Below are 24,810 nucleotides of genomic sequence, written 5' to 3' on the forward strand. Positions count from 1 at the left end.
GTGGCCTTACAGGCGCCAGTCGGGCGCAGGTGGGGGTTCGTAGTCGTTGTGGCTCTTGGCGCCGAAGGAGCCCAGCTCCTTTTGCTGTGCCCACTGGCGCAGTGCGTCGGCGCCCTCGCTGCAGCCGTTGGACTTGTCGGGCTCGTCAGTGAAACGGTTGTCCGCGCGGTTGAACCGCTTTCGGTAGCCCTCGATGCGGGCAATGCCCTGTTTGCACCGTATTTTGTCGAAATAGGCGGTCTTGAGGTGCTTGCGCGTGGCCTGAATGCCGGTAATCAGCTGCGTAATCAGGGGAACAATCTGGAACTTCTCACCGGGCATCAGGGCCTGCAGCTGCTCCTTCGTGCTCTTGTTGTAGTCACTCAGGCGCTTGTGATTGGCGTCGTGCGGCAGGTAGTGCGTGCCAAACAGGTAGCCCAGCTTGCGCAACTCGGCCACGTAGAAGCGCAAGTCCTCGTTGTGCGCCTCCAGGTAGTTGATGAAGCGGTCCTCGCCACGCAGCTCCTGGTGAAACCAGATGGCGCAACCATCGCTGCGTCCAATGTCCCAAAACGTGTTGACCGGCGCATCCAGCACAAGCACGTCGCAGATACCACCACGCTTGCGCAGGGCCACCATGTCCTTGGCGTAGTAGTTGCCCTCGGTGGACAGCTGGAAAGCCTCGTCGGGTGTGGATGGGTACTCCTGCCACATCCGTTCCTCGGCGCCTGAAAAGTCCGCCTGCTTGGTGGCGATGTACCAGGCGCGCTGGTCGGGGTCGATGCGGCACTCCATGGCCACCTCGATCTCGTCAAAGTATTCGTGCTCCTTGGGCGAGATAGAAACCGTGCGGCTGTCCAGCCGGTACTTGGGCTCCTGCCACCAGGCATAGAAGTGGAAACGGTAGTCCTTGGGCGTGAGCGGCAGCTTGGCGGCGTGCAGCTTTTGCGCCTGCTCCACCATGTTGAAGAACTCGCCTTCGCGGCCTTCGGCGGTGGATTCGATCACCAGAATGCCGTTCGTTGGCACAGCCGGTATAGAACCTGTGACGACTTCCTTTGCCTTGTCTGGGTACTTCGCGCAAATCTTCCCGAACTCGGAGACGTGCAGGCGGTGGATCGTGCCCGAGCGCATGGACGTTGCCACGCGAATGGAGCTGTTGTTGTGCGCAAAAAGCAGCTCGTCGGCGTTGTCAGCCGCCAGCGGGAACCGTTCGCGCAGCTGCTCGGGCAGGTTCGTGTAAGCGAATTTCACCTTGTCGCGGAAGATCACTTTCGCGGCGTCCCGGTCCTGGGCAATGATGCCGCAGCGCTGGTCGGCGTTAAACAAGGCATGGTCCAGCCACAGGATGGCAATCAGGGTTGTAAAACCCAGCTGGCGGGCCTTGAGGATCAGATTGCGGTGCCACAGGCGCTTGATGAATCGCCGCTGCGCCCGGTTGGGCTTGAACGGCATCACCATGGCCTCCTCGGCCTCGTCGTCGCCCTTGACCATGATCTTGTAGAGGCAGCCTGAGAACAGGCGCCACTCAGGATCTGCCAGCTTGCGGGCCAGGTCGGCCTCGTCCGTGGGCAACGGAACAAGCGGCTCGTTGTGGGTGATACGGGGGGCCAACTCGGACATGGATCAGTCCTCGTCGTGGTCTGGGTCTTGCGCCACGGGCTTGAAAGCGCTGTCGGTGCCGCCTGTGATGGTCTTGAGCAATGAAGTGAGCGGGTCGGCGGCTGGTCCTTGGTCTTTGTCCATACTGAACGCCGTGCGCTCCATATCAACCACCACACGCAGGCTGTCCGCCAAGGTCTTCATAGTCTTTGAGCGCTCAGACAGACTGATTACCTTCGTGTAGAGGTCATTGCGCCGGTCTTGGCCGTTGTCGTCCTCGTTGCGCAGCATCTCGCCCAGCTCATGCAGCATGGCCAGGGTACTCGGGTCGGTTTGGGCTTCCAGTTCGGCCAGGAGCGAATTCGTCAGATTGCGTGCGCGCCGAATATCGCTGCGATGGGCCAGCCGAATGTCTGCCACGGCCTGGGCGTTGGCATCAATGACAGCTTTTTCTGCAATCTTGGTTTGCGCGGTAACTGAGCTGGTAACCAAGCTCTTGTTAACCAGCTCGTCGGCTTTGGCCTGGATCTTCCCAGCAAGGTCGCGTGTCCATCCGTCGCGCTTTGCACGCTTGGCCACAGCCACATGGGAAATGCCGTGCTCGTCGGCTATTTGGCGCAGTGTCTTGATGCCAGCCCGGTAATCCAGCTCAATGCGCTCCCAGTCGGGTTGCGCTTTCACGGGCACAGCTGCGCCTGCTGCCTTCTTCGCGGCGGCAGGCTTGGTGCTGGCTTTTGGGGGCGCCTTCTTGGGCGCGGGTTTAGATGCCATGGGCCCGGAGTGTTCCGGGCGCTAGGCTGGGTGTCGAACCGAATGGGGGGGCGACCAGTTCAGGGCCAGCTGCAATTCTGGTGACTCCACCTTGATGCGAATCGCGCGCAGTTCCTTGCGCATCTCTGCATTCTCTCGGGCCAGCTCATGGCACAGGATCACCGCCTTGTTAGCTTCGTCAATTTCGTGCATGTCACGGGCGTGGCCAGCGCAAGCGCGATAGAGCATTCGCATTTCCTTGGGTGACAAGTCAAGGCACACATCGCCCACTTCGATCTTGACCAGCCCATTTGCCAGCTCAGTCTTGCTGATAGGGCGTGGTGGTGGGAACGTCTCCAGCAGCTCCAGGTCGCCCTTGCCTGCCCTGGCCAGCTTTCCTGCATCGCGCAGGCGCTCTACGTGGTCATCCACAATCGTTGGTCGCAATCCGGTCAGGGCGGCAATGCTCTGGCGGTTGATGCGCTTCTCGCCGTTGTGCAGCTCAAGAATGGCGTCCCATACCATCTGCGCGCTCTGGCCGCGCGCTGTTGGCGTCGTCGTTTCGATTTCCTGCATCTTGTGGTCCTCCGGTATCATGCGATTGCTCAGGTCGATGACCGGGAGGCCCGCCACCGTGCGGGCTTTCTTTTTTCAGTCGTCCGGTACCGGCAGTCCCTTGGGCCACAGGCCCATTGCCTGGATCTTTCGGCGGGTGTCAGCTGCCCACACGGGCTCCAACTCGCGGCGCACGGCTTTTGAGAACAAAGCCCCTTGGTCAAGCGCTGCGTGGCACCCCTGGATGCCTGGCCTTGGCCCGCAGGCTGGAAAACAGGTCAAGTCACAAGCCTTCATTCCCATGCCTTTGCCTTGGTTGGCGTGGGCTGCCTGGGAATAGCCTGGAACTCCGCAGATAGCGCATAGCAGCGTGGCCACCGCGCGGCGATAAGCCTCCGAGCGCACGGGCGCGGCCTTGGCCACCTGAGCGGCAGGCGCTTCGCTCACTGGCTCAGGCGCACGGAAAGCGCCAGGGGCAACAGTTGGCACGCTCCGCACTCGGTCGGGGTCGCGTTGTTCGCGGTGCTGCGCGCGGGGTTTGAATCCGGTGCGCTTCACTGCACACCCCAAATGATCTCTCCCGTGTCCGGGTCCACCTGCATGCCCTCCCACTGCTGGAACGTGGCTGGGAACGTCACCCCTAGCTCCGTGGCAGCGAAGGCGCTCACCCGGTCAATCAACTGGCTGTAGCCCTTCACCCCCAGGTCTTCGGTGCTCACGCGCACGCGGCGGCGCACCTTCTTGCCCGTGATGGGGTTCTTGGTGGTGACGGTCTTGTAGCCCAGGTACTCGGCCCTGAAATACTCTTTCCACACAGCGAGCGCGTGCTGCTCACCGTTGGGCCGGGCCTGCTGGGCAATGCTCTTGAGCACCACCCCGTGGTAGTACGCCCTTTGGCGGTCTGTCTTGGCGTCCTCATGCAGCCGCACCTCAACGTGCAGCCGGTGGCCAGCGGCCCACATGCTCTTGCACCAGGGGGCGAGCACGTTCTTGAAGTGCTGGCCAGCCTGTACGGGCTCGTTCCAGGTGGCTTGAATGGCCAAGCCGCTCATCTGCGCCCCCACTGCACCCACGCGCCACGCACGTAGGCAGCGCTGTATGCGAGCGACAGCGCCAGCAGGCCCCAGGCAGATGCCTGCACCGCGAAGGCGATCCAAAACGGCTGGCCACACAGCCCTACCAGCGGTGCCCAGCGGCGGGCGCGCTCGTTGCGGCCGGTGGCCATCCACAGGGCCGACAGCCCGAAGAATGCGAGTGCGAGCTGGATCACTTTGTCACCCTCACATCAATGCCGTGCAGGGCTTTCGCCATGTGGCGCTTGGCCAGGCTCAGGGGCGTCTCCATGCCCTTGGTGTCTTCCCACACCGTGGCGCCCTGCTCCTGGTAGCAGAAGTCCACTACCAAACGGATTGCAGGCCTGGCACGCGCTGCGCCCCATAGCTTCACGCCGGGCACCAGCTCGATAGGCACTTGGCGGCGCAGGTTGGAAATCCTGCCCGCGCGCTCCAACACCTGCAGCTCACCGTAGCGGCGCGCTTCGGCCTTGCTGTCAAACGTCAGCCCGGCAAACTGGGTTTTTTTGTTGCCGTACTTGCGGTGGACGCGCTCAGCCATTGCCTGCCTCCACGATCTCCAGCCCCAGGCCAACGGCAAGCTGGTGCTCAATGCACGCGCCTTTGGACTTTGACCAGCCGGGCAGCATTACCACAGCGTCACAGGTGGCAAGCTGCGCCACAGCCATGCGCATGTAGCCCAGCCAGCTTTCGCACTTGGGCGGCGGGTTCTCGGCAGGGTTTTCAACGTGGTGCCCGTGCGCGCGCAGGCGCTCTGCCATGGCGTTGAAGGCCGGGTAGTTCAAATCGGGAAGGCCGGACATTGGCCCGGCGATGTAAATGCGGGTCATGCCGTAGCCCCCTCAAACAAATCACGGGTGCGGGTATCCCGCTCAGCCTCAGATGCGCGGCCCCTGCGCTTGGGCTCTATCAGCCCAGCCTTGCGCGCACAAACCCTGCCGAATGACTGGGTGCCAATGACCACGGCGGGCAGGAACGTGACGCGGCCACAGCGGGCGCAGCGGTTGTTGGGCTTGGTCATCGCGCCCCCAGTGCAAAAAATGGGTTCGTGTGGTCTTTCCAAGACACGCCGCGCTTGATGTTGTTGATGACCGACTTGTTCACCCCATAGCGCGCTGCCAGCACAGGGCCAGATTCCTCGCTCACCCGGATTTCCCGCGCCTTCTCCATGTCCAGCTTGGCAGCGGTCGAGCGCTTGGATGCTGCAATCTTTGCGGCCCTGGCCAAGCCCGAGAAAGCACCTCTCTGTGCAGCAGCCTTGGCCACGTCAGCGACAGTGCTGGAGCGCAGGTGCGCAGGGTTCACGCACAGCTTGTCCTCGCAGGTTGTAATGACCGGCTGGCGTGGCTGCAACTCCAAGCCGCCCAGCCTGAACACAACGCGGCGCACAAACTGGCAGTTGCACCCCTTCACTTTGATGATGGGGTAGCCCGTATTGCTGGTGGCTCCTTGCCATATCCAGCAGTCGCCCACCTCGGCGCAACGGGCGCGGATCTGGTCAATCGTTATCACAGGTAGTCCCCCAGGATGCGCAGAGCCGCGCGCACGTCTTGGTGGGAATGGGCCAGGCCGTCGCGCACGTCATCGAGGACGGCATGGGCCCAGCGCTGTTCGGCAGTGAGGTTTTCGCGCAGGGTCATTGCCATGGCATCTTTCCTTCCATGCCCAGGGCTTGGCGGGCGCAAGTCAGCGTGTAGGGGCGCAGGCGCTCCCCTGCTTCGTGGCGGGCTATAAGGCGGCGCGCCCACTCCTTCCCGTCCACCAGCGGCTGCATGGCCTTCTTGATGCCCAGCTGCTTCGCCATTTCCTCGGCCACCACGCGCTCGTCGGCCTTGGGTGCTGGCAACTGCTTGAACTCAGGCAGCGGGCAGGCATTGGCCAGGGCGCGGAACTGGGCCACATTGGGGCAGCGCTCGGGCAAGTGGCGCAGCGCATAGCGCAGCGGCTCCAGGTTTTGAGCGAAGCCTGCCAGCTCACTGCCCCAGTCGCTTTTGACGAGGTTCATGTCCAGGCCATCCCACTGACGCAGCCAGGTTGCCCCGTAGCGCACGGCCAGCTTGGCAAAAATCGCGTCGATCACTTCGGCAAAAGATTCGTTGGTCATCACACCACCCGCGCAAGTTGTTTTGGCACCGCGGCCACGTCGATCACTTCGCCCTGCATGAACCTTTGCGCAGCGTCAAAAGCGCTGCCAGGCTGCTTGCGGGCGGCCATTGGGGCCACCTCCTCCATGCGCTGGCGGGCGGCCCGCTGCGCATAGGTTTCGACCGGCGCGTCGCGCTGCACCACGTTTGGCAATGGGGCTGTGGCGGCATCACGACGGCGCCCTTCTGCGGACGCTAGGGCGTAAGCGAACGGCTTACCCTTGGCCACAGCGTCTGCAGCTGCCGCCACCAGCTCGGGCACCGTGATGCCTGCAGCCAACAACGCGGTTAGCTTTGGGTTTGACGGGTTGACGCCAGCCATCCCCGCCGACTTCATCGCCATGCAGGCCACGGCTTCGCGTGTGGGCGCCACACCCTCGTTAGAGGGTGTTATTTGGTTATTGGTTATTGGTTCTTGGTTAGTTTTCAATCCGGTTTCTGCTGGGTCGCCTGTAGGTTGCGGATCGGAACCAGATAGAAACCCACTGGGTTTTTCGTCGCCACCGGATTGCTTGCGAGGCCTGCCTCCGCGCTTACCGTTTGCTTTTGCGGTTTCAGCCTTCAATTGGTACTCCGCAATCACGCGATCGCACACCTCATTGCGGTAGCCCTCGTCGCACTTCACAAACTTGAAACGCAACAAGCGTTCAACAATGCGGCGCTCATCCTCAGACTCAACGCCGATGGAATCGCACAAGGCCTCAAAGTCGTTGTTGAGGGGTTTTTCGGTGTCGTAGTACACGTCCAGCAGATCGCGGTAGATCCACCGCGATTGCCGACTCATGTTCACAGTGCCCGAACGGAAGTCACCGATGTGGAATGGGTAGTAGTTCATGCCGCAATCCATCCCGGAGCCAAGCTCCCATTGCCCATGGCGCGCGGGAAAAGCACCTCGCTGCGCCGGATATGCCCATCGCGTGCGGCCTGCGTGAACACGCGGCCCCAGTTGCGAAGATCGGGGGCGCAATACCCCGCTCGATAGCGGCCAGCGTCACCTGCTCGGCGCTGAATGGCTGGCCCTTGTGCTTGCGCGCGAAGGCGATCAAGAAGCCCAATGCGTCCTGGTCAAAACTGCGCGGAGCAGGTGCCGCGCCAAACAGGTTTTGCTGGCTTGCTGGCATGGTCAGCGCACCCCACCCGCAAGGCGCGCCTGCTTGGCCTCGCTGGCCAGCTTCTGCTCGCGGTTTTCGATGGTGATGCCGCTCGGGCGTGGTGCAACCGAAACCGTGCGGCGGCCATTGCGGTCAAGCGCCAGATGCACATTGCCCTTCTGCGGGGCCTGGCTTGAATTGGTCTTGCGGGGCTGCTTCGCAGTGGCGGCATCATCAGCGCCACGGGGGCGCACGCTTTGAAAAGCGTTGAGTGGAAGGGTGTTCAGCATGTGCACGCCTCCCGTTCGCGCACACGGCGCGCTGCGTGGATCCGCGACTCGGCGGCGCGGTAGGCGGCATTGAATGCGTGCCAAAGATCGGTGCCTTTTTCGTAGTGGTTGCACTCCGAAAGCGGTACGTGCTGCTCAGCGGCTGCGATGGCTGCCGCGCGCAGGCTTTCCGTGGTCAGGGGGCGGATTTCAGCCATGCTGGGCACCTCCCAATTCGAGGGCCCCAAAAGAGCCTATGAGCTTGGTCAGCGCTTCGATACGCTTCTCGTCATGGCTCACCTTCTCCATCACCATCTGCCGATAGCTCTTGCCGTGCACCATCAGGTACACGCAGTCACGGATTGCGCACGATGGGTCAATGCCGCGCATGGAGCACTGCTGCAGAAACAGCGTGTGCGTGTGCTCGTCCACCTTCGTTTTCAGGTCGTGGTCCAGCTTCCCCAGGGGGCCAGCAATGCCCCGTGCGAATTGCGCTGGGTCTTGGAAGTTGTCGTTATCGTTTTCGGGCATGGAGTCCTCTGCGTGTCAAAACCCAAGGCGGACGAACATCAGGAAGTTGCGCGGCCTGAGCAAAAAAAATCGGGAAATGCGCGCCGGGTTATGGCGCGGCGGATTGCGGCGCTGCGGGAGCGCTTGCGGAAGCTGGGGGGCGGCGGTGGTGCCAGCTGAATCGGGTGCCCGCCCTCTTCCGGCTAGGATGGGAGTCGCTTACACAACCATCACCGAAAGGGGCAGGCATGACCGAGCAATCACAGACTCCGACGCCAGGTTCGCCAGAGTTTTTTGCAGCAAGACAAGTGGCGACCGAACTCATGGTTCGCGCCCTTTTTCACATGCACCCGAACAAGGAACTTGTGCAGACGTACCTGGAGCGCATGCTTGGGATGACGCTTGTTCAGCCTGGGATGCTGAAGAACCCAGAAATGGCAGCCCTGGTGAAGCAGGTGATTGCGAGCTTTGTGGAGCCAGGCCCCCAAGGGGAAGAGCAGGCGCCTCGCGCATAGCATTTGCCGCCCCCTCATACAACGCTGCCACGCAGCCGCAAGGGCTCGGCGGTGTTGGCTTGTGGGGCTGCGTTGCACCTTCTGCATTCGCATCACCACCGTTCTTCGGCGGCATGGGATCACCGAACCCTGCTTCGCGCAGGATGGTGGCTTCCAGTTCGCTGGAGGTGTCTTTGCAACCGTGGTACTTGGTGGACTCTGCCGCCAAGTACACCTGCGCGACCTTTGCACCGAAGACAACCGGATCCTTGGATTCCGCTGCGTGCGCTTGGGCCCATGCCGTGGCGGCCATCAGTGGCATGTCAACCATGGCTCACCTCCTGGGCGGTGGGTTCAGCCAGCTCGGGCCAGATTTTTTGCCAGTCATCTGGGCGAAGGTCGCGGCGGGTGACGGTTCCAGCGGTGGCGCGCTCGATTGCGAGGCAGTGCTGAACTGGCACGGGGCGAGTGCCGCTGCGCCACTGATGCACGATGGCGGGAGCCACCTCAATGGCCTTGGCGAGACCGGCCTGCGAGCCCACGCTCTCACAGGCCTGTTGAATGGCTTGTTGATATGTCATGCGCCAAACTTTAGCATCGCTAAAGCAAAAACACAAGCCATGCTAAATCACGCCGCGAATAGCATTGCTATATGAATGACGACCTAACTCCCGAGCAGGAAGGCGCACGCCTCAAGGAACTATTGGGGAATCGCAACAAAGCGCAATTCGCCAAGGACGCCAAGATTCCTGGTGGAGCGTCAATGCTCTCGCAACACCTAAGTGGGCACAGGCCAATAAGTCTCACAGCGGCAACGGCTTATGCACTAGGACTAGGAGTAGGCGTTGAAGAGTTCAGCCCACGGCTTGCCAAAGCTATTGCCGAGGCAAACCGAGCAACAACCGCCAACACCCCTTCGGAGACACCGCGGCCAGGCGGCGGCACGACATCCGCCCCATACGAAGCTCCGTCTGAGTCTGACTCAGGCAAACCCGATCTCGTAATTACTCAATACGAGGACACAGGCGGCGCAATGGGCCACGGGTTCAATCTGACAGACCACCCGCCAGGCCACATCAAGAGCTGGAGAGTCACCCACGAGTGGCTGCGCCTCAATGTCCCAAACCACACGGGCGTGAAGAATCTGGCAATCGTTACTGGCTTCGGTCCATCAATGAAGCCGATGTTCAACCCTGGCGATCCGTTGCTTGTGGATGTGGGCGTGAAAGTCATCGACCACGAGGGCGTTTACTTTTTCCGGGTGGGCGATGAAGGGTTCATCAAGCTGATCCAGCGCGTGCCCGAGTTTGATGGGCCCGGCGTCCGCCTGCGCGTGATCTCAAAAAATCCAGACTACCCACCGTATGACATTTCCCCGAGGAACCCGCATTTCGAGGTTTTAGGCAAGGTGCTGACCGTGTGGCGGAGCGAGCAGTTTTAAGCCAGACAGGCGGCCTGGCACATCGCCGTCATGAAGGGAAGTGTCACACAATGAAGTATTTAATTGCAGTGTCAGTTGCAGCACTTATCCCGGTGCTGGCAAACGCCGGTTACGGCGGCATGGGAAACGTAGAAAGCGACGGAGGCCGATCTGTAGGCGGGGCCGCAATCATTGCGGTCGCTGCAGGGGCTGCGATAGGTTATTTTGTCGAGCGCGCTTACAACAAGGCGCAACTGGACAAACAAAATGCCAGATACAGCAGCGAATACCTGGGTGGCAAGATGGGCGCAATAGTCGGCGCGATTGGCCTCCCTCTCTTAATAGGACTCATGCGCTGACACATCAGGATCGTGGGCACCATGGTGGAGCACCGCAAGTATCGGCGGGCGAGGTAGCACCGGTTTTTCTCAACACGCTTAGGAGATCGCATTCACATGAGTTCTTGGTACAGACTGGACCTTGGCAATGGGGCCGATGCATTCGTTCCGACACGCCAAATTCAAGAGGCATTTATGAATTTGCTGATTGCGCATGGCACGCCGCGCTCAGATTGGGCGCTGTTTTCGCGCTACGACTTGCGGGCTGACAACGTGGAGCTGTATTTCACGCCAGCGTCTGCAGCACTTGCCTTGCAGTTTGGCGCGTCGCCATGCGACAAGCCAACGCACAATCAGTTCAATCTGGGGCTACTCTGCGGTGAGGCTAGCGGGCTGCTTCACCACTTCCCCGACCATCCGCGCGCACGCGACTGACGCGAAATTAGACACGACAGTCCCCGCGGGGAATCCTTCAGACCTGCCGTCAAGATACAGGCGCCACACATGGCCGTCTGGAGCACGCAGTTCAAATAACAGTTCATCAGGTTTCATCACAACTCCAGACCACCCAGCCGGGTGGTTTTTTTTCGCCTGCGGGATGCTGGCGTGGAGAAATTTTAGCGAAATATTTAGCATTGCTGTTGACAGCATTATTTAGCATCGCTAAAGTTCACCCATGCCAAACAAAGCGGCATCGGGTGAGCGGATCGGCGGTCACTGCGGAGTTCATTAAAAACAAGCACGCCGATGTTGCTGGCCCCACCTGCGGGGCCTTTGTCCGGCGAAATAGCTCCAACGGGCATGGGCCGTTGTTCTGCGCCGCCGATACCGAGGCGGTTCCCAGTCCGCCAAAGCGCGGTAAACGGGTAGGGAACCCCGCAAGGGGCTGACACCACGGGACGGTGCTGCATGTGGATGCAGCGAAGCGGCTACCAGATGCCGGGATGCCCTCGCAAGAGGGCCATCACATCAGCCAGCGTGCGCAGCTTGATCGACTGCGCGCCGAAAGGCTTTCCGAACCAAGCGCAGCACTTCGACGGGTGCGGCCAAGCGGGAGGATGTCGCTGGCTGATGTGATGGCGAATGAGAGCCTGTAGAAGCCCGAGACAGGAGCGGGCCGCCATCACCCCATCCCCTCCCCTCCTGCCATGCGCAGGGGTTTGCCCACCTCGGTGGGCTTTTTTACGCCTGCACCGCTATTACTTTGATAGCTACTCGCGCTTATTCAACAAGCGCTGCGACCTGATTTCACTCATTTTCTGGAGAGCACCAAATGGCTGCAAAGACAAAGCACGGCATGGCCAAAACCCGCGTTTATGAAATCTGGTCTTCGATGCGGAAACGCTGCCACAGCCCAGGCGGCAAGACGTTTCAGCGGTACGGGACACGCGGGATTTTTGTCTGCGAGCGATGGCGTACCTCTTTTGAGGCCTTTTATGCAGACATGGGCGACCCACCGGACGGCATGTCTCTTGATCGCATAGACAACAACGGGCCATACGCGCCAGAGAACTGCCGTTGGGCGACACCCAAAGAGCAGCAGAGGAACAGGCGCAACACCATCCGCCTGACGCTAGATGGCGTGACCAAACCACTTGCGGAGTGGGCAGAAGTAATCGGCATAAGCCCAATCACCCTGTCCACGCGATGGAAGCGTGGGTGGACAGATCAGCAAATTCTGAAAACACCAGTTCAAAAAAGAGGTGGCCCGTATGAACGAGCACGTTAATCCTGTGATGTTGGAAGCCCTGCGCGGGCACTGGCCGCTGATCGAACCCGGCACACCGCCTGCAGAGGCGCAGCGCGTGGCCGCAGACCTGGACTACCAGCAGCACCGCGAAAGTGGCCGCGCCCATCGCGCACTGCAGGATCAGGTCCAGCACAACGCGCGCATGGGGGTGTGGTCGTGAGCAGAAACGAATTTCGCGCCGAGCTGGTGAAGATCATGCCGGGCTACTCGTGGACGGTGCACAAGCCGCTCAAGTCTCGTCTGCCGTCCAAGTTGGCAGAAGATTTGCCCGAGGTGCTGGCGGCCACAGGCATCCAGTCCAGCGGCAGCAACCGGCTTTCGACACTTGAAGTCACGCGCCGAGAGGCTGGCGGAGTGGTGACATATGAGGCTCGTTCTTCGGGCTACGGCACCCGTGCGCCATGGCTGCACGAGGCCAGGGCCTGCACGCTGGCTCGCGCGCTGCGCTACCTGCAGGAGCACTACGAAAGAACAGCTGCGACCTACCGCTCGCACGCTGCGGCCCTGCAGACTGGCCGCGCAGCCATTGCCAAAGCAACAGGAGACACCCCATGACACGCGCCCCCTCATACCTGGACGACAACACCAGCACCTACGCCCGCACCTGCCCCGGCTTTGGCAAGACCGCTGCTCAGATGGCCGTGGCAATTGAGGTCTACAAGACACCAATGCACAAGCGCGCACTGTGGGCCTTCTGCCGCCACGGCTGGCTGATCGTTCCCGCAGTGCTGGCAGTGCTGGTTTTCAGCGGCTGCACAAGCGATGTGGACACGTATGCCGCGATGCAGGCGGATTTGGCCGATGCGATTCACCAGGCGGCGAAGGAGGCGTGGAAATGAGCCGCCTAAAAGACTTCGCCGCGCTATATCGCATCTATCGCCAGTGCCACAAGCCCATCCGCTCACTGCGCATGGCGTGGGTTGTATCGGGCGGGTGACATGAACTGCCCAACCGGAAAAGTTCAGCACACGCTGGCGACGGCCAAAGCCGCCAGCAAACGCGCCAGGCAGCGCACCGAAAAGCCACTCGCACCCTACCGCTGCGCCCATTGCGGGTTTTGGCACGTATGGCAGAACACCGGGCTCAAACAGCCCGTCAAGACCATCCGAAACAACCACCAATTGAGGTTTTTATGAATGCACTGACACAGACCGAAAACACAGCCCTGGCCACCAGCAGCGCCAGCAGCTATGCCCTGCTCATGGACAACAACAGCCTGGAGCGCCTGGAGCGAATTGCAGACCTGATGGCCAGCGGTAAAACAACCATCCCGCAGCACCTGCGGGGCAGCCGAGGCGATTGCTTTGCTGTGGTGCTCCAGTCGATGCAATGGGGCATGAACCCCATCGCCGTGGCCCAGAAAACCCACCTAGTCAATGGCACGCTGGGCTACGAGGGGCAGCTGGTAGCAGCCGTCGTCAACACATCCAAGGCGGTGAAGGATCGTTTTCACTTTGAGTGGTACGGCCCCTGGGAGAAGGTCATTGGGAAGTTTGTTATCAAGCGAGGCGAAAAGGGCGAGTACCGCGTTCCTGGCTGGGGAATGAGCGACGAAGAAGGGTGCGGCATCCGTGTGTGGGCCACTTTGAAAGGCGAAGCCGAACCCCGTGTACTGGATCTTCTGCTGGCCCAGGCGCGCGTGCGCAACTCCACCCAGTGGGCAGATGACCCGAAGCAGCAGCTGGCGTACCTGGCGCAGAAGAAGTGGGCGCGCTTGTACGCCCCCGATGTGATCCTGGGTGTTTACACCCCAGACGAGCTGGCAGAACCCGGCGAGAAGTTCATGGGCATGGCCGAGGATCTGACGCCCCCCGCAGCGCCTCAGCCCGCCTACACCGCAGAGCAATTTGCCGACCTGCTGCCCAGCTGGCGCAAAGCCATCGCCGCAGGCAAGGCCACGGCAGACGGTGTGGTGGGCAAGATCAAAACCAAGGGGACGGTGACAGCCGAGCAGGAGGCCGCCATTCGCGCACCACTCACAGAAGCAGAGAAGGCGGCCGCCAAGCCGCCAAGCCAGCAAGTCACCGATGTGCAGCCCAAGGCTGAAGCCGACCCGGTAGCGCCAACAGCCCAGGACCTGGAAAAGCGCCTGCGCGATGCCAAAGACCTGGACGCGCTCTATGCCGCGGCCGACCTGATTGGCGAAGTCACCGATGCAGAAGGACGCGCACGCCTGACCGCCTATTTTGAAGAACGCCAGTTCGCGCTGGAAAGCGCCTGAGAGGAACAACATGTACACCCCACTTGAAAACGCCCCCCAAGGTTCAGCCGCCTGGCTGGCCGCACGAGCCAAACACTTCTGCGCCTCGGAAGCAGCCGCAGCCCTTGGAATGTCCAAATACACCACCCGCGACGAACTGCTGCGCCAGAAGGCCACAGGCCTGACCGAAGAAGTCAGTCCAGCCAAGCAGCGCATTTTCGATGCGGGGCACGAAGCCGAGGCACTGGCCCGCCCGATTGCCGAGGGCATTGCCGGTACAGAGTTCTTCCCTGTGGTGGCCACACGCGAGGTGGATGGCCTGCCGCTGCTGGCCAGCTTTGACGGCATCGATGTGCTGGACGACCTGATCTGGGAAAACAAGCTGCTGAACCAGTCCCTGGTGCAGCAAGTGCAGGCAGGCGACCTGGAGCCGCACTACTGGCTGCAGCTGGAGCACCAATTACTGGTCAGCGGCGCATCGCGCGCCCTGTTCACCACCAGCGACGGCACGCCGGAGGGCACGCACCCGCTTTGGTACGAATCCAAGCCCGAGCGCCGCGCCCAGCTGATTGCAGGCTGGAAGCAGTTTGCCGCCGACCTTGCCGCCTGGACTCCACCCGAGGCAAAACCCGCGCCCGTAGTTGGCAAGACCCCCGACAACCTGCCCGCACTGCTGATCCAAGTGACCGGAGCCGTGACGGCCAGCAACCTGCCCGAATTCAAGGCCCACGCGCTGGAGGTGTTCAAGGGCATCAACCGCACCCTCACCACCGACCAGGACTTTGCGACGGCCGAGAGCACGGTGAAGTGGTGCGCCGACGTGGAAAGCCGCCTGGCCGCCGCCAAAGAGCATGCCCTTTCGCAAACAGCCACCATTGACGCGCTTTTCAAGACCATTGACGACATCAGCGCCGAGGCCCGCCGCACGCGGCTGGAGCTGGACAAGCTGGTGAAGGCCCGCAAGGAAGAAATCCGGGGCGAAATCGTGGCCGGTGGCATCACCGCACTGCGCGAGCACATTGCCCAGCTGAACGCGGCCATGCCCGCAGACTACATGCCCCAGGTGCCCGCCGACTTCGCCGGGGCCATCAAAGGCAAGCGAACGGTTGAAAGCCTGCGCAGCGCAGTGAACGACGAGCTGGCCCGAGCCAAGATCGAAGCCAGCAACATCGCCACCCGCATCCATGCCAACGTCAAGACGCTGGAAGCCAGCGGCCTGGTGGTGCCCGATGCCGCAACCCTGGTGCTGAAAGCGCCCGATGACCTGGCCGCCATCATCGCAACCCGCAAGGCAGCAGAGCAGCAGCGCCTGGAAGCAGAGCGCGAGCGCATCCGCCAGGAGGAAGCGTTGAAGCTGCAGCGCGAGGCGCAGGCCAAAGCAGAGGCTGACGCACGCGCCGCTGCGCAGGCTGAACTGGCTTTGGCAAAGCAGAACCCCGAAGGCCAAGAGTTGTCGCCAGCAGCGCAAGCGCTGCACGAGCAGGAAGGCAGGGAGAACTTTGCCCGCGCGCATCGACGCATCGTAGTTTCTGAGCCCGCCCCCGCCAACGTGGTGCCCATGCGCGCCGCGCCAGCTCCAGCAGAGCGCACAGGCACGCCAACCCTGCGCATCGGCACCATCAAGGAGCGCCTGCAGCACATGAGCGTGACAGCCGAAGACCTGCGCGCCCTGGGTTTTGAACCCGCTGGCCGCGAACGCGCTGCCCCGCTGTACCACGACGATGACTTCCCGGCCATCTGTGAAGCCATCGCGGCCCAGGCGCTAGAAGCCAAGGCGCAGTTCCTGCGGGATCTGGCTGTGGTTGCCGCCTGACCCACCCACCCCAACCCCAAGCCACCCACCGCGGTGGCTTTTTTCTTGGAGTCCCCATGTTCAAAAGCCTGATCGCCTACCGAATCTCCCCCCCTGTGGCCCGCTGACCTGGCCGCCATTGAGGCAGCCCTTGCCAAGTCCCCGTTCATTGAGTGCGGGGCCACGCAACAGAAGTCAGCCGGGTGGGTGCCGCCGCGCGGCGAAGCCCATGGCGCCCTGGTGGAGAGCATCGGCGGCCAGTGGATCGCCAGCCTGATGACAGAAACCAAGGCCGTGCCCGCCAGCGTGCTGGCCCGCAAGGTGGCAGAGAAGGCCGCCCGCATTGAGCAGGAAACCGGCCGCAAGCCTGGGCGCAATGAATCCAAGGAGCTGAAAGACGAGGCCATGCTGGACTTGCTGCCCATGGCCTTCACCAAGCAGGCCAGCATGTGGGTTTGGATCGACCCTACCGAGCGCCTGCTGGTGCTGGACACGACCAGCCAGGCCCGCGCCGACGAGGTGGTGAGCATGCTGGTGGATTCGCTGCCCGGCCTGTCGGTGTCGCTTCTGAACATGAAGGCCAGCCCGCAAGCGTCCATGGCGCACTGGCTGGCCACGCAGGAGCCGCCTGCAGGCTTCTCCATCGACCGCGAGTGCGAACTGAAAGCCGCCGACGAAAGCAAGGCCGTGGTGAAGTACGGCCGCCACCCCCTGGACATTGCCGAGGTGCAGCAGCACATCCAGCAGGGCAAACTGCCCACCAAGCTGGCCCTGACCTGGGACGACCGGGTTTCGTTCGTGCTCACCGAGGGGCTGCAGATCAAGAAGGTGGCGTTCCTGGACTCGGTGTTTGAAGGCACCAAGGCCGACGACGGCGGTTTCGACACAGACGTGGCCATCGCCACCGGCGAGCTGCGCAAGCTGATCCCTGACCTGATCGAAGCCCTGGGTGGCGAGGCGCAAAGCTGCGTTGCTCAGGCCGTGCAGGCGAAAGGCGAGGCGGTTGTGGAAGCCATTACTTCTGGGACCACTTCCAGCTGGCTCGGGGAAGGCCCTGACCCCCTGTACGACGAAGCTGTGAAAACCGTTCGTGCCCAGAACAAGGCCAGCATTTCCCTGGTGCAGCGGGTACTGCGCATTGGCTACAACCGCGCCGCCTGTCTTCTTGAGGAGATGGAGAAGGCCGGGGTTGTGAGCGCCATGAGTGCTGACGGGCGCCGCATGGTGCTCTCATAAGCCAAGCCCCTGAAACAACCCAGCCCGCCACCTCGCGGGCTTTTTTATTACCCACCCCATGCCAAATGGATACGCCACCCCGCCCGAGGTCATCGAGCAAATTAGAGAACTGGCAGAGCAAGGGCTTGGCCTGAGCGCCATCGCCAGAAAGCTGGAAAGGCCCAAGTCAACGGTGCACCGCGTCATCACCGTGGTGCTGAAGCGCAAGTCGTCCGCACCCGCAAAACCGGCCAGCGTGTCGATGGTCAACCGCAAGAAAAAAGGGCTAACGCTGAAAGCCGACGCACCAGTGGACGCCAGCCAGGCCGCCGTCACACGCATTGAACTGCCATCGAGCTACGGGCGGTTTTGCAATGCCGCCCAGCGTGCACCCTACGTGCCGCGCGAATTGAGCTACCGGGGGCGGGCGTGAGGGGCCAATTCTTGCAGCTGCACTCTGTTTGCAAGCTGCGCCTGTACTTCTGGCGCGTGAGCCCAGGCAACCAAGCTGCCCGCGCTGCGGTGAAACAGTCCTGCTACCGGGCATTCACGAAGTCCAGACTGGGCGGCTTCACGCGCAAAGTGATGGGGGAGCTTTCTCGCATCCAAGCCACCACCAGGGCAATCAACGAACACGCCTCTTACAAGGCCCGCCAGGACATATCAGCAACCCTGTTCATGCGTGAGCAGCAGCATGCCCTGCTCAGCGGGAAGGGTACGGAGGAACACCTGAGCCTTATCCATTCTTGGTTGGGCCATCTGCTCTACGTAGCGGTGCAGCGCATCAAACGCTTGGCCAGGGGGAGTGTTGCCTACCAGGAACTTCGGCAAAACACCCTGCGGCTGATCTGCCGGGCGCGACGCGCTCTGGTGAATGTGTGGCGGCGCTACGTGGACACCCGGCGCATCGGGTTCAAAGGCCCGGAGTTGTGGGCCTTCCGCACCGGGTACGACGAAGCCGAATTGTTCGCGGGGCACACGTCGCGGGCAGAAATGCGCGCAGCGTTCGACTACGCCAGCGATATGTGCAAGCGCAAGGGCTACAAGATCATTGAAGGCTCATACCGGTGCTGAGCCGGAAGTGCTATAAAAAACATAGCTGCTAGCGCTTATATGCAAAGCGCTGGCGGCGTTTTACCTGGAATTACCCATGACCGATAAACAAGACCCCATCACCCACGCCGCCCGCCTGCTGCGCGAAGCTGCGGAGGAGCTGCGCCAGGCGCACGCCTACAACAACAGCGAAGGCTGGGAGAACGAGACAGACGCCAAGGCCGCCTACGACGAACACCTGGCCGCAGCCCAAGCGCTGGAGGATTGGGAGGCAGCCGTGGGCGCAGGCGGGGTGAGCGGCCCGCTGATGGGCATTGCCGCCCCACCTACAGCACAAGCGGAAGGGTGGACAAAGCTACCCTGGCAACTGCCAGAGCCAGGCATGCCCGTGCTGCTGGACATTGGCAAGAAGTACCCGATCCGCGCGATGTGGGCGGCAAAGCACACCGTACAGGCAGCCGATGACGACACCGACTGGGGCGAATACGTCGAGGAAGACGATATGTACTACGCGCCCGAGGGCTGGTACGAGTGGAACCAGTGCGAGGACAACCACTGGCGCGTGACCGAAACGCCGCGCGCATGGATGCCGCTCCCTCCCACATCAGCCGAGGGGGTGGAGCATGGGTGAGCGGCCACGCATCTGCACAGACGACAACTGGACACGGGGCTACCGCTCGGAAGAAGAGGATGGCCCCCGTGCGATCCGATGGGCGACGCGAATGCTTGAGCGCATGTTTTCTCCAGATTGGACAAAGTGGCACTACACAGAAGGCGACGGATCGCAAACGGCATGCCGCCAACCCGTCCAGCTATTCACGCTTGACGGGTCGCCCCAAGAGCGTGATGTGAACTACGTCAACTGCAAGCGCTGCCTAAAAGCAATGGCGGCAATCCAGAAAGACCCATCATGACAAACCCCACCCCACACGGGCAAGTGCCCGAGGCGTTAATTGATCTGATCGACGCCTACGCAGAGACACGTCACCGCTGCGGCGGTATCTACAACGCCAAGACAGAGGCTGCGCGCAATGCTGTGATCGAAGCATTGAGCGGGGTGCGGGCACTCAGCGCAGCGCCTTCCGTGCTGAGCGACGAAGCGATTTTGAATCGCACGGGCTGCATTGACTACAGCCCAGGAACAGCAGGGTACGACCTTGAACTGATACGCTGGTATCGTACACAGATTGCATCACCCGCCCCCCAGCAGAGCAGACCTTTATCACACCCAAACCGGGAATTTCCCGGTTCGGCAAAGGGCGCGGCTATCACATCAGAATCCCCCACACCCCCAGCAGAGCAGCAAGCCACAAAGGAAACGTCGGGAGGCTTCCATGTGTGGAGAGATATATCCACCGCCCCTAAAGACGGATCGCGTTTTGTGGCGACGGGGCACAACTACGGGCTTTACAGTGAAGGTCGGCACGCATGCGTTGCGCAATGGTTCCGAGGCTCCTGGATCGAGGCGTCCGAGTGGAACGAGGCTAGCGAACTGACATACTTGACTCATTGGATGCCGCTGCCATCTCCGCCAGACGACGTGGCTGCGCCAGCAGAGCAGCAAGCCGCCCCCAAGGTAGCGCCAGCGTGGGGGCATCACGCTCGAAAACTGACACAGTGGCTGCATTGCATGAGCCACAACGACAGCTATTTTGGAGAACCTGCCGGACTTGTAAAGCAGGTCACTGGCGAGTTAAACCGACTGATCGGCGCAGCACCCCAGCCAGTGGCCCAGCAAGGCGCAGCCGATGGATTCTTCTTGCTGCTACCACAACGCCCGAAGCCGGAAGCGCCCGCTGGAACCGTCGGTCTTGACTGGGACGCGTACAGCGGCGCTCAGATGCTCGCCTTCGGACGTGACTGCTCTGATGCAGCGATTGCCGCACTCCGCACCGAGCAGCCAGCACCAGCCACCCAGCAAGCGGGGGATGTGGTCGCATATCTGGATGTCGGTGCAGGCGGTTACCTGGACTTGGGGTCAGAACTCTCGGAAGATGCTCTGCAGCAGTTGCCCAAAGGGCGGCATGCCCTGGTCATTGCTGGGACCTATGGCATTGACGGTTATGTAGCCGCACCCCAGCCAGCGCCTGATTGTCACCATCGCCCCCCGTGCGATGAGTGCGCAGCCATAGCCGCACAGGGAGGCAAGGCATGAAGTATGTGTTCAACATCCTTGCCGTCACTTTCATCGGCTGGCCTTCCGCTGTGGCGGGCTATTTGTGGAGCGCTGCATCATCCGGCTGGAGCACTGGCTGTTTTCTGTACCAGCGCCATGAAGATGCAGCCATCCGGAAGTTCACCAAGGGAGACACACCATGACCAACACGCCGAGCGATGCTGAGATTGAGGCGCTGGCCGCTGAAAACCTCAAAGCGTTCGCGCAATTCACAGGAGCTGGCGACGTCTGGGTCGAAGGTGAAGTTGCGTTTGCCCGCGCCGTGCTAGCTAAGTGGGGCTCACCACAGCCGGTTGCGCGGGAGCCGCTGACATGCGAGTGGACGCACAACGACGATGACGGCTACTGGGATACCTCCTGCGGTAAAGCGTGGAGGTTTGACGATGGTGGCCCGAAGGAAAACAACATGAACTTTTGCCACTGCTGCGGCAAGACGTTGCGCATCAAAGGAAAGGAGGCGGTGAATGCTGACACCTGAGCAAATTGACCTGGCGATACAGCAGCACGTTGACCCGGTGGCGACATACGGCAGGCTTCACAACTTTGCCCGCGCCATCGAGGCTGAAGTGCGCAAGCAGGACGACGCGCTGATTGGGCAGATGCTGGAAGTGCTGGAGTATGTTCGCAACACAGCAGAGTCCGAGTACGACAGCAAGGCCGCGCTAAGCAAGGCACAGGCAGCCATCACCGCAGCCCGCACAAGGCTGGGAGAAAAGACATGAGCCGCCGATCCCGCACGCGCCGCGACAAGCGAGCGCCCATCCCTGAATTTGACGATCCACAGCCCCGCCACTGAGCGGGGTTTTTCATTTCTGGAGCCACCATGGCCGAAAACACCAAGATCGAATGGACTGACCACACTTTCAACCCCTGGATTGGCTGCACCAAGGTGGGCCCTGGGTGCGATCACTGCTACGCCGAAAACCTCATGGACAAGCGCATGGGCGTGGCCGTTTGGGGGCCGGGCAATGAGCGAGTGCGGACCAAGGACGCCAACTGGAAGATGCCGCTGCGCTGGAACGCACAGGCCGACGCTTTCATGGCCCAGCATGGCCGCCGCCAGCGGGTGTTCTGCGCATCGCTCGCAGACGTGTTCGACAACGCGGTGGACCCGCAGTGGCGCGCAGACCTGTTCGAGCTGATCGCCGCCACGCCCAATCTTGACTGGCTGCTGCTGACCAAGCGCATCGGCAACGTGGGCAACATGCTGCCCGTGCCGTTCGACTTCGACAAGCACTACCCCAACGTCTGGATCGGCGCCACCATCGTCAACCAGGTCGAGGCCGACCGCGATATTCCAAAGCTGCTAGACGTGCCAGCGCGCGTGCGGTTCCTGAGCATGGAGCCGCTGCTGGGCCCGGTGGACTTGACGCACATTGAGGTTTTCGGCGGCGATGCCGAAATCTATCCCCTCAAAGGCACGACCGATTGCGTGGATGACGAAGGCGCGCCAACCGATGACGTTCCAGCACTGGACTGGGTGATCGTCGGCGGCGAAAGCGGCCCAGGTGCACGCCCCATGCACCCCGACTGGGCCCGCAGCCTGCGCGACCAGTGCGAGGCAGCCGGTGTGCCGTTCCTGTTCAAACAGTGGGGCGAATGGGGAGAACCCGACTCCATCGAACGAACCGGCATCGCACACTGCGGATGGTTTGAGCAGGACCGACGCGACGGTGGTGTGCCGCGCCATGAATGTCCAGGGCCACTGCAAAACGGCGTTGAACTGGCATCGCTACGACCAGAAGTCTTCCGGGTTGGCAAGAAGGCCGCAGGCCGTCTGCTGGATGGCCGCACCTTGGACGGCTTCCCGGCCCCATGACTACCACGCCCGACTGGCCCGCCGCCGACAGGGCCTACCAGCAGCACCACGCAGCCTGCCCCCAATGCCGCGCGTCAGGCACAAGCCCAAACACCCAGCAGCGCTGCCCCGAGGGGGCGCAGCTCTGGGCCCAGTACAACCAGGCGGGTGATCCGCCGCATTTCACTTGGCTGAGGAAGCGCCAGGGGAGGAAACCATGACCCAAGAAACTGTCCACGTCCTGGACCCGTGCTGCGGCAGTCGGATGATGTGGTTTGACAAAGCAGACCCGCGTGCAATCTTTGGCGACCGCCGCAGCGAAACCCTCACAGTTACAGACCGTTCTCACCGCGAGGACGGCACGCGCACGCTGACCATCGAGCCCGATGTGCTGCTGGACTTCCGGGCCCTGCCCTACCCCGACTGTAGTTTCAAGCTGGTTGCGTTCGATCCACCGCATGTCGTGCGCGCTGGCCCGCGCAGCTGGCTGGCCGCGAAATACGGGAAGCTGGGCCAGGACTGGCGCGATGACCTGCGCCAGGGGTTTACCGAGTGCTTCCGTGTGCTGGAGCCCGAGGGAGTGCTGGTCTTCAAGTGGAACGAGACACAGGTGAAGCTCCGTGAGGTGCTGGCCCTGACACCTGAGAAACCACTGTTCGGCCAAGTCAGTGGACGCGGAGGCCTCACGCACTGGTTGGTGTTCATGAAGCCTTGCAAGGTGGCCACATGAAGATCATCCACATCAGCTACGGCGGCCCAGACCGCAAGATCAGAGACGCCACGGGCAAGGTGTGGCGCTTTGAAATGCACCCTTACTGCGGCCCCGCAGCGCAGGACGCAGAGGGCGAACTGCTGGAGGCACAGCCCGGCCCGCGCTCCCTTTTCTGGGAGGCGGTCACCGCCTGGGCCCGACAGGGTGCCGTCATCGGCCCCGATGGCTTCTGCGCCTGGAAGCCAAGCCATGCACCCGAAACAGTCCACCTCGGCGGCAAGCACTACGCACTGGCCAGCAGCAAGCTGGCGAAAGAACACCGGAGAACGACACCATGACCACCAAAGAAAAGGAAATTTTCACCACCGAAGAAGCCGCCGAAATGATGGGCTGCTCACCGTCCACCATCGAGGAGCATGCCCGCAACCGTGTGCTTCCAGGCCTGCGCATGGGCCACGAATGGCGGTTTCCCCGTGAAGCCTTCATGAAAGCCATCAACACCCTGGCCATCACCGGGGAGTTGCACCGCAAGTCAACCAGGCGCGCAGTGCAGGCCGTGGCCAGCACCAAAGAGCGCAAACCCGGCCGGCGCCGGGATATACCTACGCTGCCTACATTGCACTCAGTCGGCTAGACAGGTCTTCACCACGGAGCGACGCATAGCGCAGCACCATGCTGTAGTCGCTCCAGCCCATGATCTTGCAGATTTCCACATCGGAAAACACCCACCGGCCATCCTTACCGCGCAGCTCAAACCACCGGCAGCAGGCTTCGTGGCGCAAGTCGTGCTCCTTCATGTCGGGCAGCTCCACATGGCGGAACAGGCTGCGAAACCGTGAGGTCAGCTGGTTGGTGGTGCGCTTCATGGTGTCCTTGTCGCCATCCCAGTAGCTGAACACCAGGCCCACGCGGCCCGTGCACCAGGCGCGCAGCACGGCCGCAATGCCAGGTTTCAGGGGCACCGTGCGCGGCTTGGCCGACCCGCGGTGTCCCTTGGAGCCTTCCACGTTGATAAAGCCACGGGCAAAGTCAATTTGGGACACGCGCAGGGTGTACGCCTCTTTCATGCGCAGGCCGGTATCAAGCACCAGCCGCAGGAACATTTTTGCCTCGGGGTCGGGCGCCAGGGCGCGCAACTTGCCCGGTAGCTTGATGCCATCCAGCGCCTGCAGCAGTAGCGATTCTTCACTCGGGGCAAGCCTGCGCTCTCGGGTAGTGTCCTTCTTGGCGGCTAATCCCGCACGCGCGGCCTCTGCCGTGTCCTTGTCAGAATAAACACTGTAGCCACGGGGAAGCTGGCGCAGCGGATTGGGCGGCACGCCCTCCCCGGCTGGCACTGTGCGCCGCCAATGCCAATCCATCACCCGAGCCAACGCGCCCACCCTCTTGCGGATAGAGCCCGGCGCCAGGTTCCCCACCTTGCGCCCGAACGCCCCACGAACATCCCCCCTACCCGTTTTCAGTTTCCGAACATAGTCCTCCACCCACCGGTAGGTTATGTCCGCCACCGTCACGCCCTGCAGATCATCGCGCTGCATGACGGTCAACAGTTCAGCCTCAGTGGGCGCCACAGGCGCATGGTTCAGATAGCCCTGCACCACGGCAGAGAGAAACTGTGAATTCTGGGTAGCCTTTTCGTGCTTCTGCTTGGCCTGCGCCTCGTCCATCAGCACCTGGGGCACAACGCCCTGTTTCAACAACCCATCCACTTGCGCCTTGAACGCCTCAGCTTCTGCCATGGTGTCGAAGGTGTAAAAAAGTGGCCTGGGCAGCACCTTGTTCTTGATTCGGAGCTGAAACTTGCCCCCGCGCGGTTGAATGCTTGCCATGGGGCGTGATGGTAGCGGGTAGCAGCGGGTAGCGTGCTACCTTTTCCGGGTAGCCAACTG

Annotated in this window: 38 protein-coding genes and 1 pseudogene; 23 read left to right on the forward strand and 16 right to left on the reverse strand. The window is 61.9% G+C overall.

Annotated features, from left to right (window positions below; genetic code table 11):
• Window positions 1–6 precede the first annotated feature (6 nt).
• From IHV84_RS02690 to IHV84_RS02755, 14 genes are all read right to left on the reverse strand, one after another.
• Complete coding sequence (locus tag IHV84_RS02690) at window positions 7–1,602, reverse strand: terminase (protein ID WP_233099663.1); 1,596 nt, start codon at window positions 1,600–1,602, stop codon at window positions 7–9.
• Window positions 1,603–1,605: 3 nt separating this feature from the next.
• The gene (locus IHV84_RS02695; RefSeq protein ID WP_082758701.1) at window positions 1,606–2,352 is read right to left on the reverse strand and encodes a hypothetical protein; all 747 of its coding nucleotides are present in this window, start codon (window positions 2,350–2,352) and stop codon (window positions 1,606–1,608) included.
• A 21-nt stretch (window positions 2,353–2,373) separates the two neighbouring features.
• Window positions 2,374–2,907: a hypothetical protein gene (locus tag IHV84_RS02700; RefSeq protein WP_198845698.1), complete on the reverse strand. Its 534-nt coding sequence runs from the start codon at window positions 2,905–2,907 to the stop codon at window positions 2,374–2,376.
• Window positions 2,908–3,440: 533 nt separating this feature from the next.
• Window positions 3,441–3,938: a recombination protein NinB gene (locus IHV84_RS02705; protein ID WP_198845699.1), complete on the reverse strand. Its 498-nt coding sequence runs from the start codon at window positions 3,936–3,938 to the stop codon at window positions 3,441–3,443.
• On the reverse strand, window positions 3,935–4,156 hold the full coding sequence (locus IHV84_RS02710; protein WP_198845778.1) for a hypothetical protein: 222 nt from the start codon (window positions 4,154–4,156) through the stop codon (window positions 3,935–3,937). Before IHV84_RS02710 ends, IHV84_RS02705 begins: the two co-directional genes overlap by 4 nt.
• Window positions 4,153–4,500, reverse strand: a complete 348-nt coding sequence (locus IHV84_RS02715) for a DUF1064 domain-containing protein (RefSeq protein ID WP_198845700.1) — start codon at window positions 4,498–4,500, stop codon at window positions 4,153–4,155. The genes IHV84_RS02710 and IHV84_RS02715 overlap by 4 nt, the downstream gene beginning before the upstream one ends.
• On the reverse strand, window positions 4,493–4,789 hold the full coding sequence (locus IHV84_RS02720; RefSeq protein WP_198845701.1) for a DUF4406 domain-containing protein: 297 nt from the start codon (window positions 4,787–4,789) through the stop codon (window positions 4,493–4,495). The genes IHV84_RS02715 and IHV84_RS02720 overlap by 8 nt, the downstream gene beginning before the upstream one ends.
• 187 nt (window positions 4,790–4,976) lie before the next feature.
• Window positions 4,977–5,471 (reverse strand): hypothetical protein, encoded by a 495-nt coding sequence (locus tag IHV84_RS02725; RefSeq protein ID WP_198845702.1) that lies wholly within the window; start codon window positions 5,469–5,471, stop codon window positions 4,977–4,979.
• Window positions 5,468–5,605, reverse strand: coding sequence for a hypothetical protein (locus IHV84_RS02730; RefSeq protein WP_198845703.1), 138 nt, complete (start codon window positions 5,603–5,605; stop codon window positions 5,468–5,470). The genes IHV84_RS02725 and IHV84_RS02730 overlap by 4 nt, the downstream gene beginning before the upstream one ends.
• Window positions 5,596–6,063 (reverse strand): hypothetical protein, encoded by a 468-nt coding sequence (locus IHV84_RS02735; RefSeq protein ID WP_198845704.1) that lies wholly within the window; start codon window positions 6,061–6,063, stop codon window positions 5,596–5,598. The genes IHV84_RS02730 and IHV84_RS02735 overlap by 10 nt, the downstream gene beginning before the upstream one ends.
• Complete coding sequence (locus tag IHV84_RS02740; protein ID WP_198845705.1) at window positions 6,063–6,938, reverse strand: YdaU family protein; 876 nt, start codon at window positions 6,936–6,938, stop codon at window positions 6,063–6,065. The genes IHV84_RS02735 and IHV84_RS02740 overlap by 1 nt, the downstream gene beginning before the upstream one ends.
• A 288-nt stretch (window positions 6,939–7,226) precedes the next feature.
• Window positions 7,227–7,484 carry a hypothetical protein gene (locus tag IHV84_RS02745; protein ID WP_198845706.1) on the reverse strand — a complete coding sequence of 86 codons (258 nt, stop codon included), beginning with the start codon at window positions 7,482–7,484 and terminating at the stop codon, window positions 7,227–7,229.
• Window positions 7,478–7,681, reverse strand: a complete 204-nt coding sequence (locus IHV84_RS02750) for a hypothetical protein (RefSeq protein ID WP_198845707.1) — start codon at window positions 7,679–7,681, stop codon at window positions 7,478–7,480. Before IHV84_RS02750 ends, IHV84_RS02745 begins: the two co-directional genes overlap by 7 nt.
• Entirely contained in the window at window positions 7,674–7,994 is a 321-nt protein-coding gene (locus tag IHV84_RS02755) for a hypothetical protein (RefSeq protein ID WP_198845708.1), read from the reverse strand. Before IHV84_RS02755 ends, IHV84_RS02750 begins: the two co-directional genes overlap by 8 nt.
• 227 nt (window positions 7,995–8,221) lie before the next feature.
• Here IHV84_RS02755 and IHV84_RS02760 point away from each other — a divergent pair, with 227 nt between their 5' ends.
• Window positions 8,222–8,488 carry a hypothetical protein gene (locus IHV84_RS02760; RefSeq protein WP_198845709.1) on the forward strand — a complete coding sequence of 89 codons (267 nt, stop codon included), beginning with the start codon at window positions 8,222–8,224 and terminating at the stop codon, window positions 8,486–8,488.
• Between the two features lie 302 nt (window positions 8,489–8,790).
• On the opposite strand, the gene IHV84_RS02765 is transcribed toward IHV84_RS02760, so the two are convergent.
• Window positions 8,791–9,048: a helix-turn-helix domain-containing protein gene (locus tag IHV84_RS02765; RefSeq protein ID WP_066694352.1), complete on the reverse strand. Its 258-nt coding sequence runs from the start codon at window positions 9,046–9,048 to the stop codon at window positions 8,791–8,793.
• A gap of 71 nt (window positions 9,049–9,119) precedes the next feature.
• Here IHV84_RS02765 and IHV84_RS02770 point away from each other — a divergent pair, with 71 nt between their 5' ends.
• The 22 genes and pseudogenes from IHV84_RS02770 to IHV84_RS02870 all read left to right on the forward strand — a co-directional run bounded on the left by IHV84_RS02770 (window position 9,120) and on the right by IHV84_RS02870 (window position 23,555).
• Window positions 9,120–9,908, forward strand: a complete 789-nt coding sequence (locus tag IHV84_RS02770; RefSeq protein ID WP_233099664.1) for an XRE family transcriptional regulator — start codon at window positions 9,120–9,122, stop codon at window positions 9,906–9,908.
• A 50-nt stretch (window positions 9,909–9,958) separates the two neighbouring features.
• Entirely contained in the window at window positions 9,959–10,246 is a 288-nt protein-coding gene (locus IHV84_RS02775; protein WP_198845710.1) for a hypothetical protein, read from the forward strand.
• A 174-nt stretch (window positions 10,247–10,420) separates the two neighbouring features.
• Window positions 10,421–10,660, forward strand: a complete 240-nt coding sequence (locus IHV84_RS02780) for a hypothetical protein (protein WP_233099665.1) — start codon at window positions 10,421–10,423, stop codon at window positions 10,658–10,660.
• Window positions 10,661–11,498: 838 nt separating this feature from the next.
• The gene (locus tag IHV84_RS02785; protein ID WP_198845712.1) at window positions 11,499–11,954 is read left to right on the forward strand and encodes a hypothetical protein; all 456 of its coding nucleotides are present in this window, start codon (window positions 11,499–11,501) and stop codon (window positions 11,952–11,954) included.
• Window positions 11,938–12,135, forward strand: coding sequence for a hypothetical protein (locus tag IHV84_RS02790; RefSeq protein ID WP_198845713.1), 198 nt, complete (start codon window positions 11,938–11,940; stop codon window positions 12,133–12,135). The genes IHV84_RS02785 and IHV84_RS02790 overlap by 17 nt, the downstream gene beginning before the upstream one ends.
• Window positions 12,132–12,530: a hypothetical protein gene (locus IHV84_RS02795; RefSeq protein WP_198845714.1), complete on the forward strand. Its 399-nt coding sequence runs from the start codon at window positions 12,132–12,134 to the stop codon at window positions 12,528–12,530. Before IHV84_RS02790 ends, IHV84_RS02795 begins: the two co-directional genes overlap by 4 nt.
• Window positions 12,527–12,814 (forward strand): hypothetical protein, encoded by a 288-nt coding sequence (locus IHV84_RS02800; RefSeq protein ID WP_198845715.1) that lies wholly within the window; start codon window positions 12,527–12,529, stop codon window positions 12,812–12,814. Before IHV84_RS02795 ends, IHV84_RS02800 begins: the two co-directional genes overlap by 4 nt.
• 293 nt (window positions 12,815–13,107) lie before the next feature.
• Window positions 13,108–14,196 (forward strand): RecT family recombinase, encoded by a 1,089-nt coding sequence (locus IHV84_RS02805; RefSeq protein WP_198845716.1) that lies wholly within the window; start codon window positions 13,108–13,110, stop codon window positions 14,194–14,196.
• A gap of 10 nt (window positions 14,197–14,206) precedes the next feature.
• Window positions 14,207–15,988, forward strand: a complete 1,782-nt coding sequence (locus IHV84_RS02810) for a YqaJ viral recombinase family protein (protein WP_198845717.1) — start codon at window positions 14,207–14,209, stop codon at window positions 15,986–15,988.
• 56 nt (window positions 15,989–16,044) lie between these two features.
• A pseudogene (locus IHV84_RS02815) lies at window positions 16,045–16,957 on the forward strand (recombination-associated protein RdgC); the annotation flags it as partial.
• Window positions 16,958–17,044: 87 nt separating this feature from the next.
• Window positions 17,045–17,203: a DNA translocase FtsK gene (locus tag IHV84_RS20265; protein ID WP_370541170.1), complete on the forward strand. Its 159-nt coding sequence runs from the start codon at window positions 17,045–17,047 to the stop codon at window positions 17,201–17,203.
• A 58-nt stretch (window positions 17,204–17,261) separates the two neighbouring features.
• Complete coding sequence (locus IHV84_RS02820) at window positions 17,262–17,615, forward strand: helix-turn-helix domain-containing protein (protein ID WP_198845718.1); 354 nt, start codon at window positions 17,262–17,264, stop codon at window positions 17,613–17,615.
• A gap of 56 nt (window positions 17,616–17,671) precedes the next feature.
• On the forward strand, window positions 17,672–18,256 hold the full coding sequence (locus IHV84_RS02825) for a hypothetical protein (RefSeq protein ID WP_198845719.1): 585 nt from the start codon (window positions 17,672–17,674) through the stop codon (window positions 18,254–18,256).
• A 76-nt stretch (window positions 18,257–18,332) separates the two neighbouring features.
• The gene (locus IHV84_RS02830) at window positions 18,333–18,866 is read left to right on the forward strand and encodes a hypothetical protein (RefSeq protein ID WP_198845720.1); all 534 of its coding nucleotides are present in this window, start codon (window positions 18,333–18,335) and stop codon (window positions 18,864–18,866) included.
• A 279-nt stretch (window positions 18,867–19,145) separates the two neighbouring features.
• Window positions 19,146–20,390, forward strand: a complete 1,245-nt coding sequence (locus IHV84_RS02835) for a DUF551 domain-containing protein (RefSeq protein ID WP_198845721.1) — start codon at window positions 19,146–19,148, stop codon at window positions 20,388–20,390.
• Entirely contained in the window at window positions 20,387–20,554 is a 168-nt protein-coding gene (locus tag IHV84_RS02840; RefSeq protein ID WP_198845722.1) for a hypothetical protein, read from the forward strand. The genes IHV84_RS02835 and IHV84_RS02840 overlap by 4 nt, the downstream gene beginning before the upstream one ends.
• Window positions 20,551–20,889: a hypothetical protein gene (locus tag IHV84_RS02845; protein ID WP_198845723.1), complete on the forward strand. Its 339-nt coding sequence runs from the start codon at window positions 20,551–20,553 to the stop codon at window positions 20,887–20,889. Before IHV84_RS02840 ends, IHV84_RS02845 begins: the two co-directional genes overlap by 4 nt.
• Window positions 20,876–21,133 (forward strand): hypothetical protein, encoded by a 258-nt coding sequence (locus IHV84_RS02850; RefSeq protein ID WP_198845724.1) that lies wholly within the window; start codon window positions 20,876–20,878, stop codon window positions 21,131–21,133. The genes IHV84_RS02845 and IHV84_RS02850 overlap by 14 nt, the downstream gene beginning before the upstream one ends.
• Before the next feature lie 101 nt (window positions 21,134–21,234).
• Window positions 21,235–22,230 carry a phage Gp37/Gp68 family protein gene (locus tag IHV84_RS02855; RefSeq protein ID WP_198845725.1) on the forward strand — a complete coding sequence of 332 codons (996 nt, stop codon included), beginning with the start codon at window positions 21,235–21,237 and terminating at the stop codon, window positions 22,228–22,230.
• 196 nt (window positions 22,231–22,426) lie between these two features.
• A complete protein-coding gene (locus IHV84_RS02860) occupies window positions 22,427–22,939 on the forward strand; it encodes a class I SAM-dependent methyltransferase (protein ID WP_198845726.1) in 513 nt (170 codons plus the stop codon).
• Window positions 22,936–23,259: a hypothetical protein gene (locus tag IHV84_RS02865; RefSeq protein ID WP_198845727.1), complete on the forward strand. Its 324-nt coding sequence runs from the start codon at window positions 22,936–22,938 to the stop codon at window positions 23,257–23,259. The genes IHV84_RS02860 and IHV84_RS02865 overlap by 4 nt, the downstream gene beginning before the upstream one ends.
• On the forward strand, window positions 23,256–23,555 hold the full coding sequence (locus tag IHV84_RS02870) for a helix-turn-helix domain-containing protein (RefSeq protein WP_198845728.1): 300 nt from the start codon (window positions 23,256–23,258) through the stop codon (window positions 23,553–23,555). The genes IHV84_RS02865 and IHV84_RS02870 overlap by 4 nt, the downstream gene beginning before the upstream one ends.
• Here the strand turns inward: IHV84_RS02870 and IHV84_RS02875 are convergent.
• Complete coding sequence (locus IHV84_RS02875) at window positions 23,533–24,750, reverse strand: site-specific integrase (RefSeq protein WP_198845729.1); 1,218 nt, start codon at window positions 24,748–24,750, stop codon at window positions 23,533–23,535. The genes IHV84_RS02870 and IHV84_RS02875 overlap by 23 nt on opposite strands.
• Between the last annotated feature and the right edge of the window lie 60 nt (window positions 24,751–24,810).

Source organism: Acidovorax sp. IB03 (assembly GCF_016406015.1).
In the GTDB taxonomy this organism is placed as follows: domain Bacteria; phylum Pseudomonadota; class Gammaproteobacteria; order Burkholderiales; family Burkholderiaceae_C; genus Acidovorax; species Acidovorax temperans.

Coding starts and splice junctions, on each gene's coding strand:
- IHV84_RS02830 (WP_198845720.1), top strand. CDS start 18,333: ATGACCGATAAACAAGACCCCATCACCCACGCCGCCCGCCTGCTGCGC.
- IHV84_RS02875 (WP_198845729.1), bottom strand. CDS start 24,750: ATGGCAAGCATTCAACCGCGCGGGGGCAAGTTTCAGCTCCGAATCAAG.
- IHV84_RS02690 (WP_233099663.1), bottom strand. CDS start 1,602: ATGTCCGAGTTGGCCCCCCGTATCACCCACAACGAGCCGCTTGTTCCG.
- IHV84_RS02695 (WP_082758701.1), bottom strand. CDS start 2,352: ATGGCATCTAAACCCGCGCCCAAGAAGGCGCCCCCAAAAGCCAGCACC.
- IHV84_RS02800 (WP_198845715.1), top strand. CDS start 12,527: ATGACACGCGCCCCCTCATACCTGGACGACAACACCAGCACCTACGCC.
- IHV84_RS02700 (WP_198845698.1), bottom strand. CDS start 2,907: ATGCAGGAAATCGAAACGACGACGCCAACAGCGCGCGGCCAGAGCGCG.
- IHV84_RS02835 (WP_198845721.1), top strand. CDS start 19,146: ATGACAAACCCCACCCCACACGGGCAAGTGCCCGAGGCGTTAATTGAT.
- IHV84_RS02805 (WP_198845716.1), top strand. CDS start 13,108: ATGAATGCACTGACACAGACCGAAAACACAGCCCTGGCCACCAGCAGC.
- IHV84_RS02865 (WP_198845727.1), top strand. CDS start 22,936: ATGAAGATCATCCACATCAGCTACGGCGGCCCAGACCGCAAGATCAGA.
- IHV84_RS02755 (WP_198845708.1), bottom strand. CDS start 7,994: ATGCCCGAAAACGATAACGACAACTTCCAAGACCCAGCGCAATTCGCA.
- IHV84_RS02750 (WP_198845707.1), bottom strand. CDS start 7,681: ATGGCTGAAATCCGCCCCCTGACCACGGAAAGCCTGCGCGCGGCAGCC.
- IHV84_RS02775 (WP_198845710.1), top strand. CDS start 9,959: ATGAAGTATTTAATTGCAGTGTCAGTTGCAGCACTTATCCCGGTGCTG.
- IHV84_RS02820 (WP_198845718.1), top strand. CDS start 17,262: ATGCCAAATGGATACGCCACCCCGCCCGAGGTCATCGAGCAAATTAGA.
- IHV84_RS02745 (WP_198845706.1), bottom strand. CDS start 7,484: ATGCTGAACACCCTTCCACTCAACGCTTTTCAAAGCGTGCGCCCCCGT.
- IHV84_RS02855 (WP_198845725.1), top strand. CDS start 21,235: ATGGCCGAAAACACCAAGATCGAATGGACTGACCACACTTTCAACCCC.
- IHV84_RS02730 (WP_198845703.1), bottom strand. CDS start 5,605: ATGGCAATGACCCTGCGCGAAAACCTCACTGCCGAACAGCGCTGGGCC.
- IHV84_RS02850 (WP_198845724.1), top strand. CDS start 20,876: ATGCTGACACCTGAGCAAATTGACCTGGCGATACAGCAGCACGTTGAC.
- IHV84_RS02870 (WP_198845728.1), top strand. CDS start 23,256: ATGACCACCAAAGAAAAGGAAATTTTCACCACCGAAGAAGCCGCCGAA.
- IHV84_RS02760 (WP_198845709.1), top strand. CDS start 8,222: ATGACCGAGCAATCACAGACTCCGACGCCAGGTTCGCCAGAGTTTTTT.
- IHV84_RS02770 (WP_233099664.1), top strand. CDS start 9,120: ATGAATGACGACCTAACTCCCGAGCAGGAAGGCGCACGCCTCAAGGAA.
- IHV84_RS02705 (WP_198845699.1), bottom strand. CDS start 3,938: ATGAGCGGCTTGGCCATTCAAGCCACCTGGAACGAGCCCGTACAGGCT.
- IHV84_RS02845 (WP_198845723.1), top strand. CDS start 20,551: ATGACCAACACGCCGAGCGATGCTGAGATTGAGGCGCTGGCCGCTGAA.
- IHV84_RS02790 (WP_198845713.1), top strand. CDS start 11,938: ATGAACGAGCACGTTAATCCTGTGATGTTGGAAGCCCTGCGCGGGCAC.
- IHV84_RS02765 (WP_066694352.1), bottom strand. CDS start 9,048: ATGACATATCAACAAGCCATTCAACAGGCCTGTGAGAGCGTGGGCTCG.
- IHV84_RS02720 (WP_198845701.1), bottom strand. CDS start 4,789: ATGACCCGCATTTACATCGCCGGGCCAATGTCCGGCCTTCCCGATTTG.
- IHV84_RS02780 (WP_233099665.1), top strand. CDS start 10,421: ATGAATTTGCTGATTGCGCATGGCACGCCGCGCTCAGATTGGGCGCTG.
- IHV84_RS02840 (WP_198845722.1), top strand. CDS start 20,387: ATGAAGTATGTGTTCAACATCCTTGCCGTCACTTTCATCGGCTGGCCT.
- IHV84_RS02810 (WP_198845717.1), top strand. CDS start 14,207: ATGTACACCCCACTTGAAAACGCCCCCCAAGGTTCAGCCGCCTGGCTG.
- IHV84_RS02715 (WP_198845700.1), bottom strand. CDS start 4,500: ATGGCTGAGCGCGTCCACCGCAAGTACGGCAACAAAAAAACCCAGTTT.
- IHV84_RS02740 (WP_198845705.1), bottom strand. CDS start 6,938: ATGAACTACTACCCATTCCACATCGGTGACTTCCGTTCGGGCACTGTG.
- IHV84_RS02860 (WP_198845726.1), top strand. CDS start 22,427: ATGACCCAAGAAACTGTCCACGTCCTGGACCCGTGCTGCGGCAGTCGG.
- IHV84_RS02785 (WP_198845712.1), top strand. CDS start 11,499: ATGGCTGCAAAGACAAAGCACGGCATGGCCAAAACCCGCGTTTATGAA.
- IHV84_RS02735 (WP_198845704.1), bottom strand. CDS start 6,063: ATGACCAACGAATCTTTTGCCGAAGTGATCGACGCGATTTTTGCCAAG.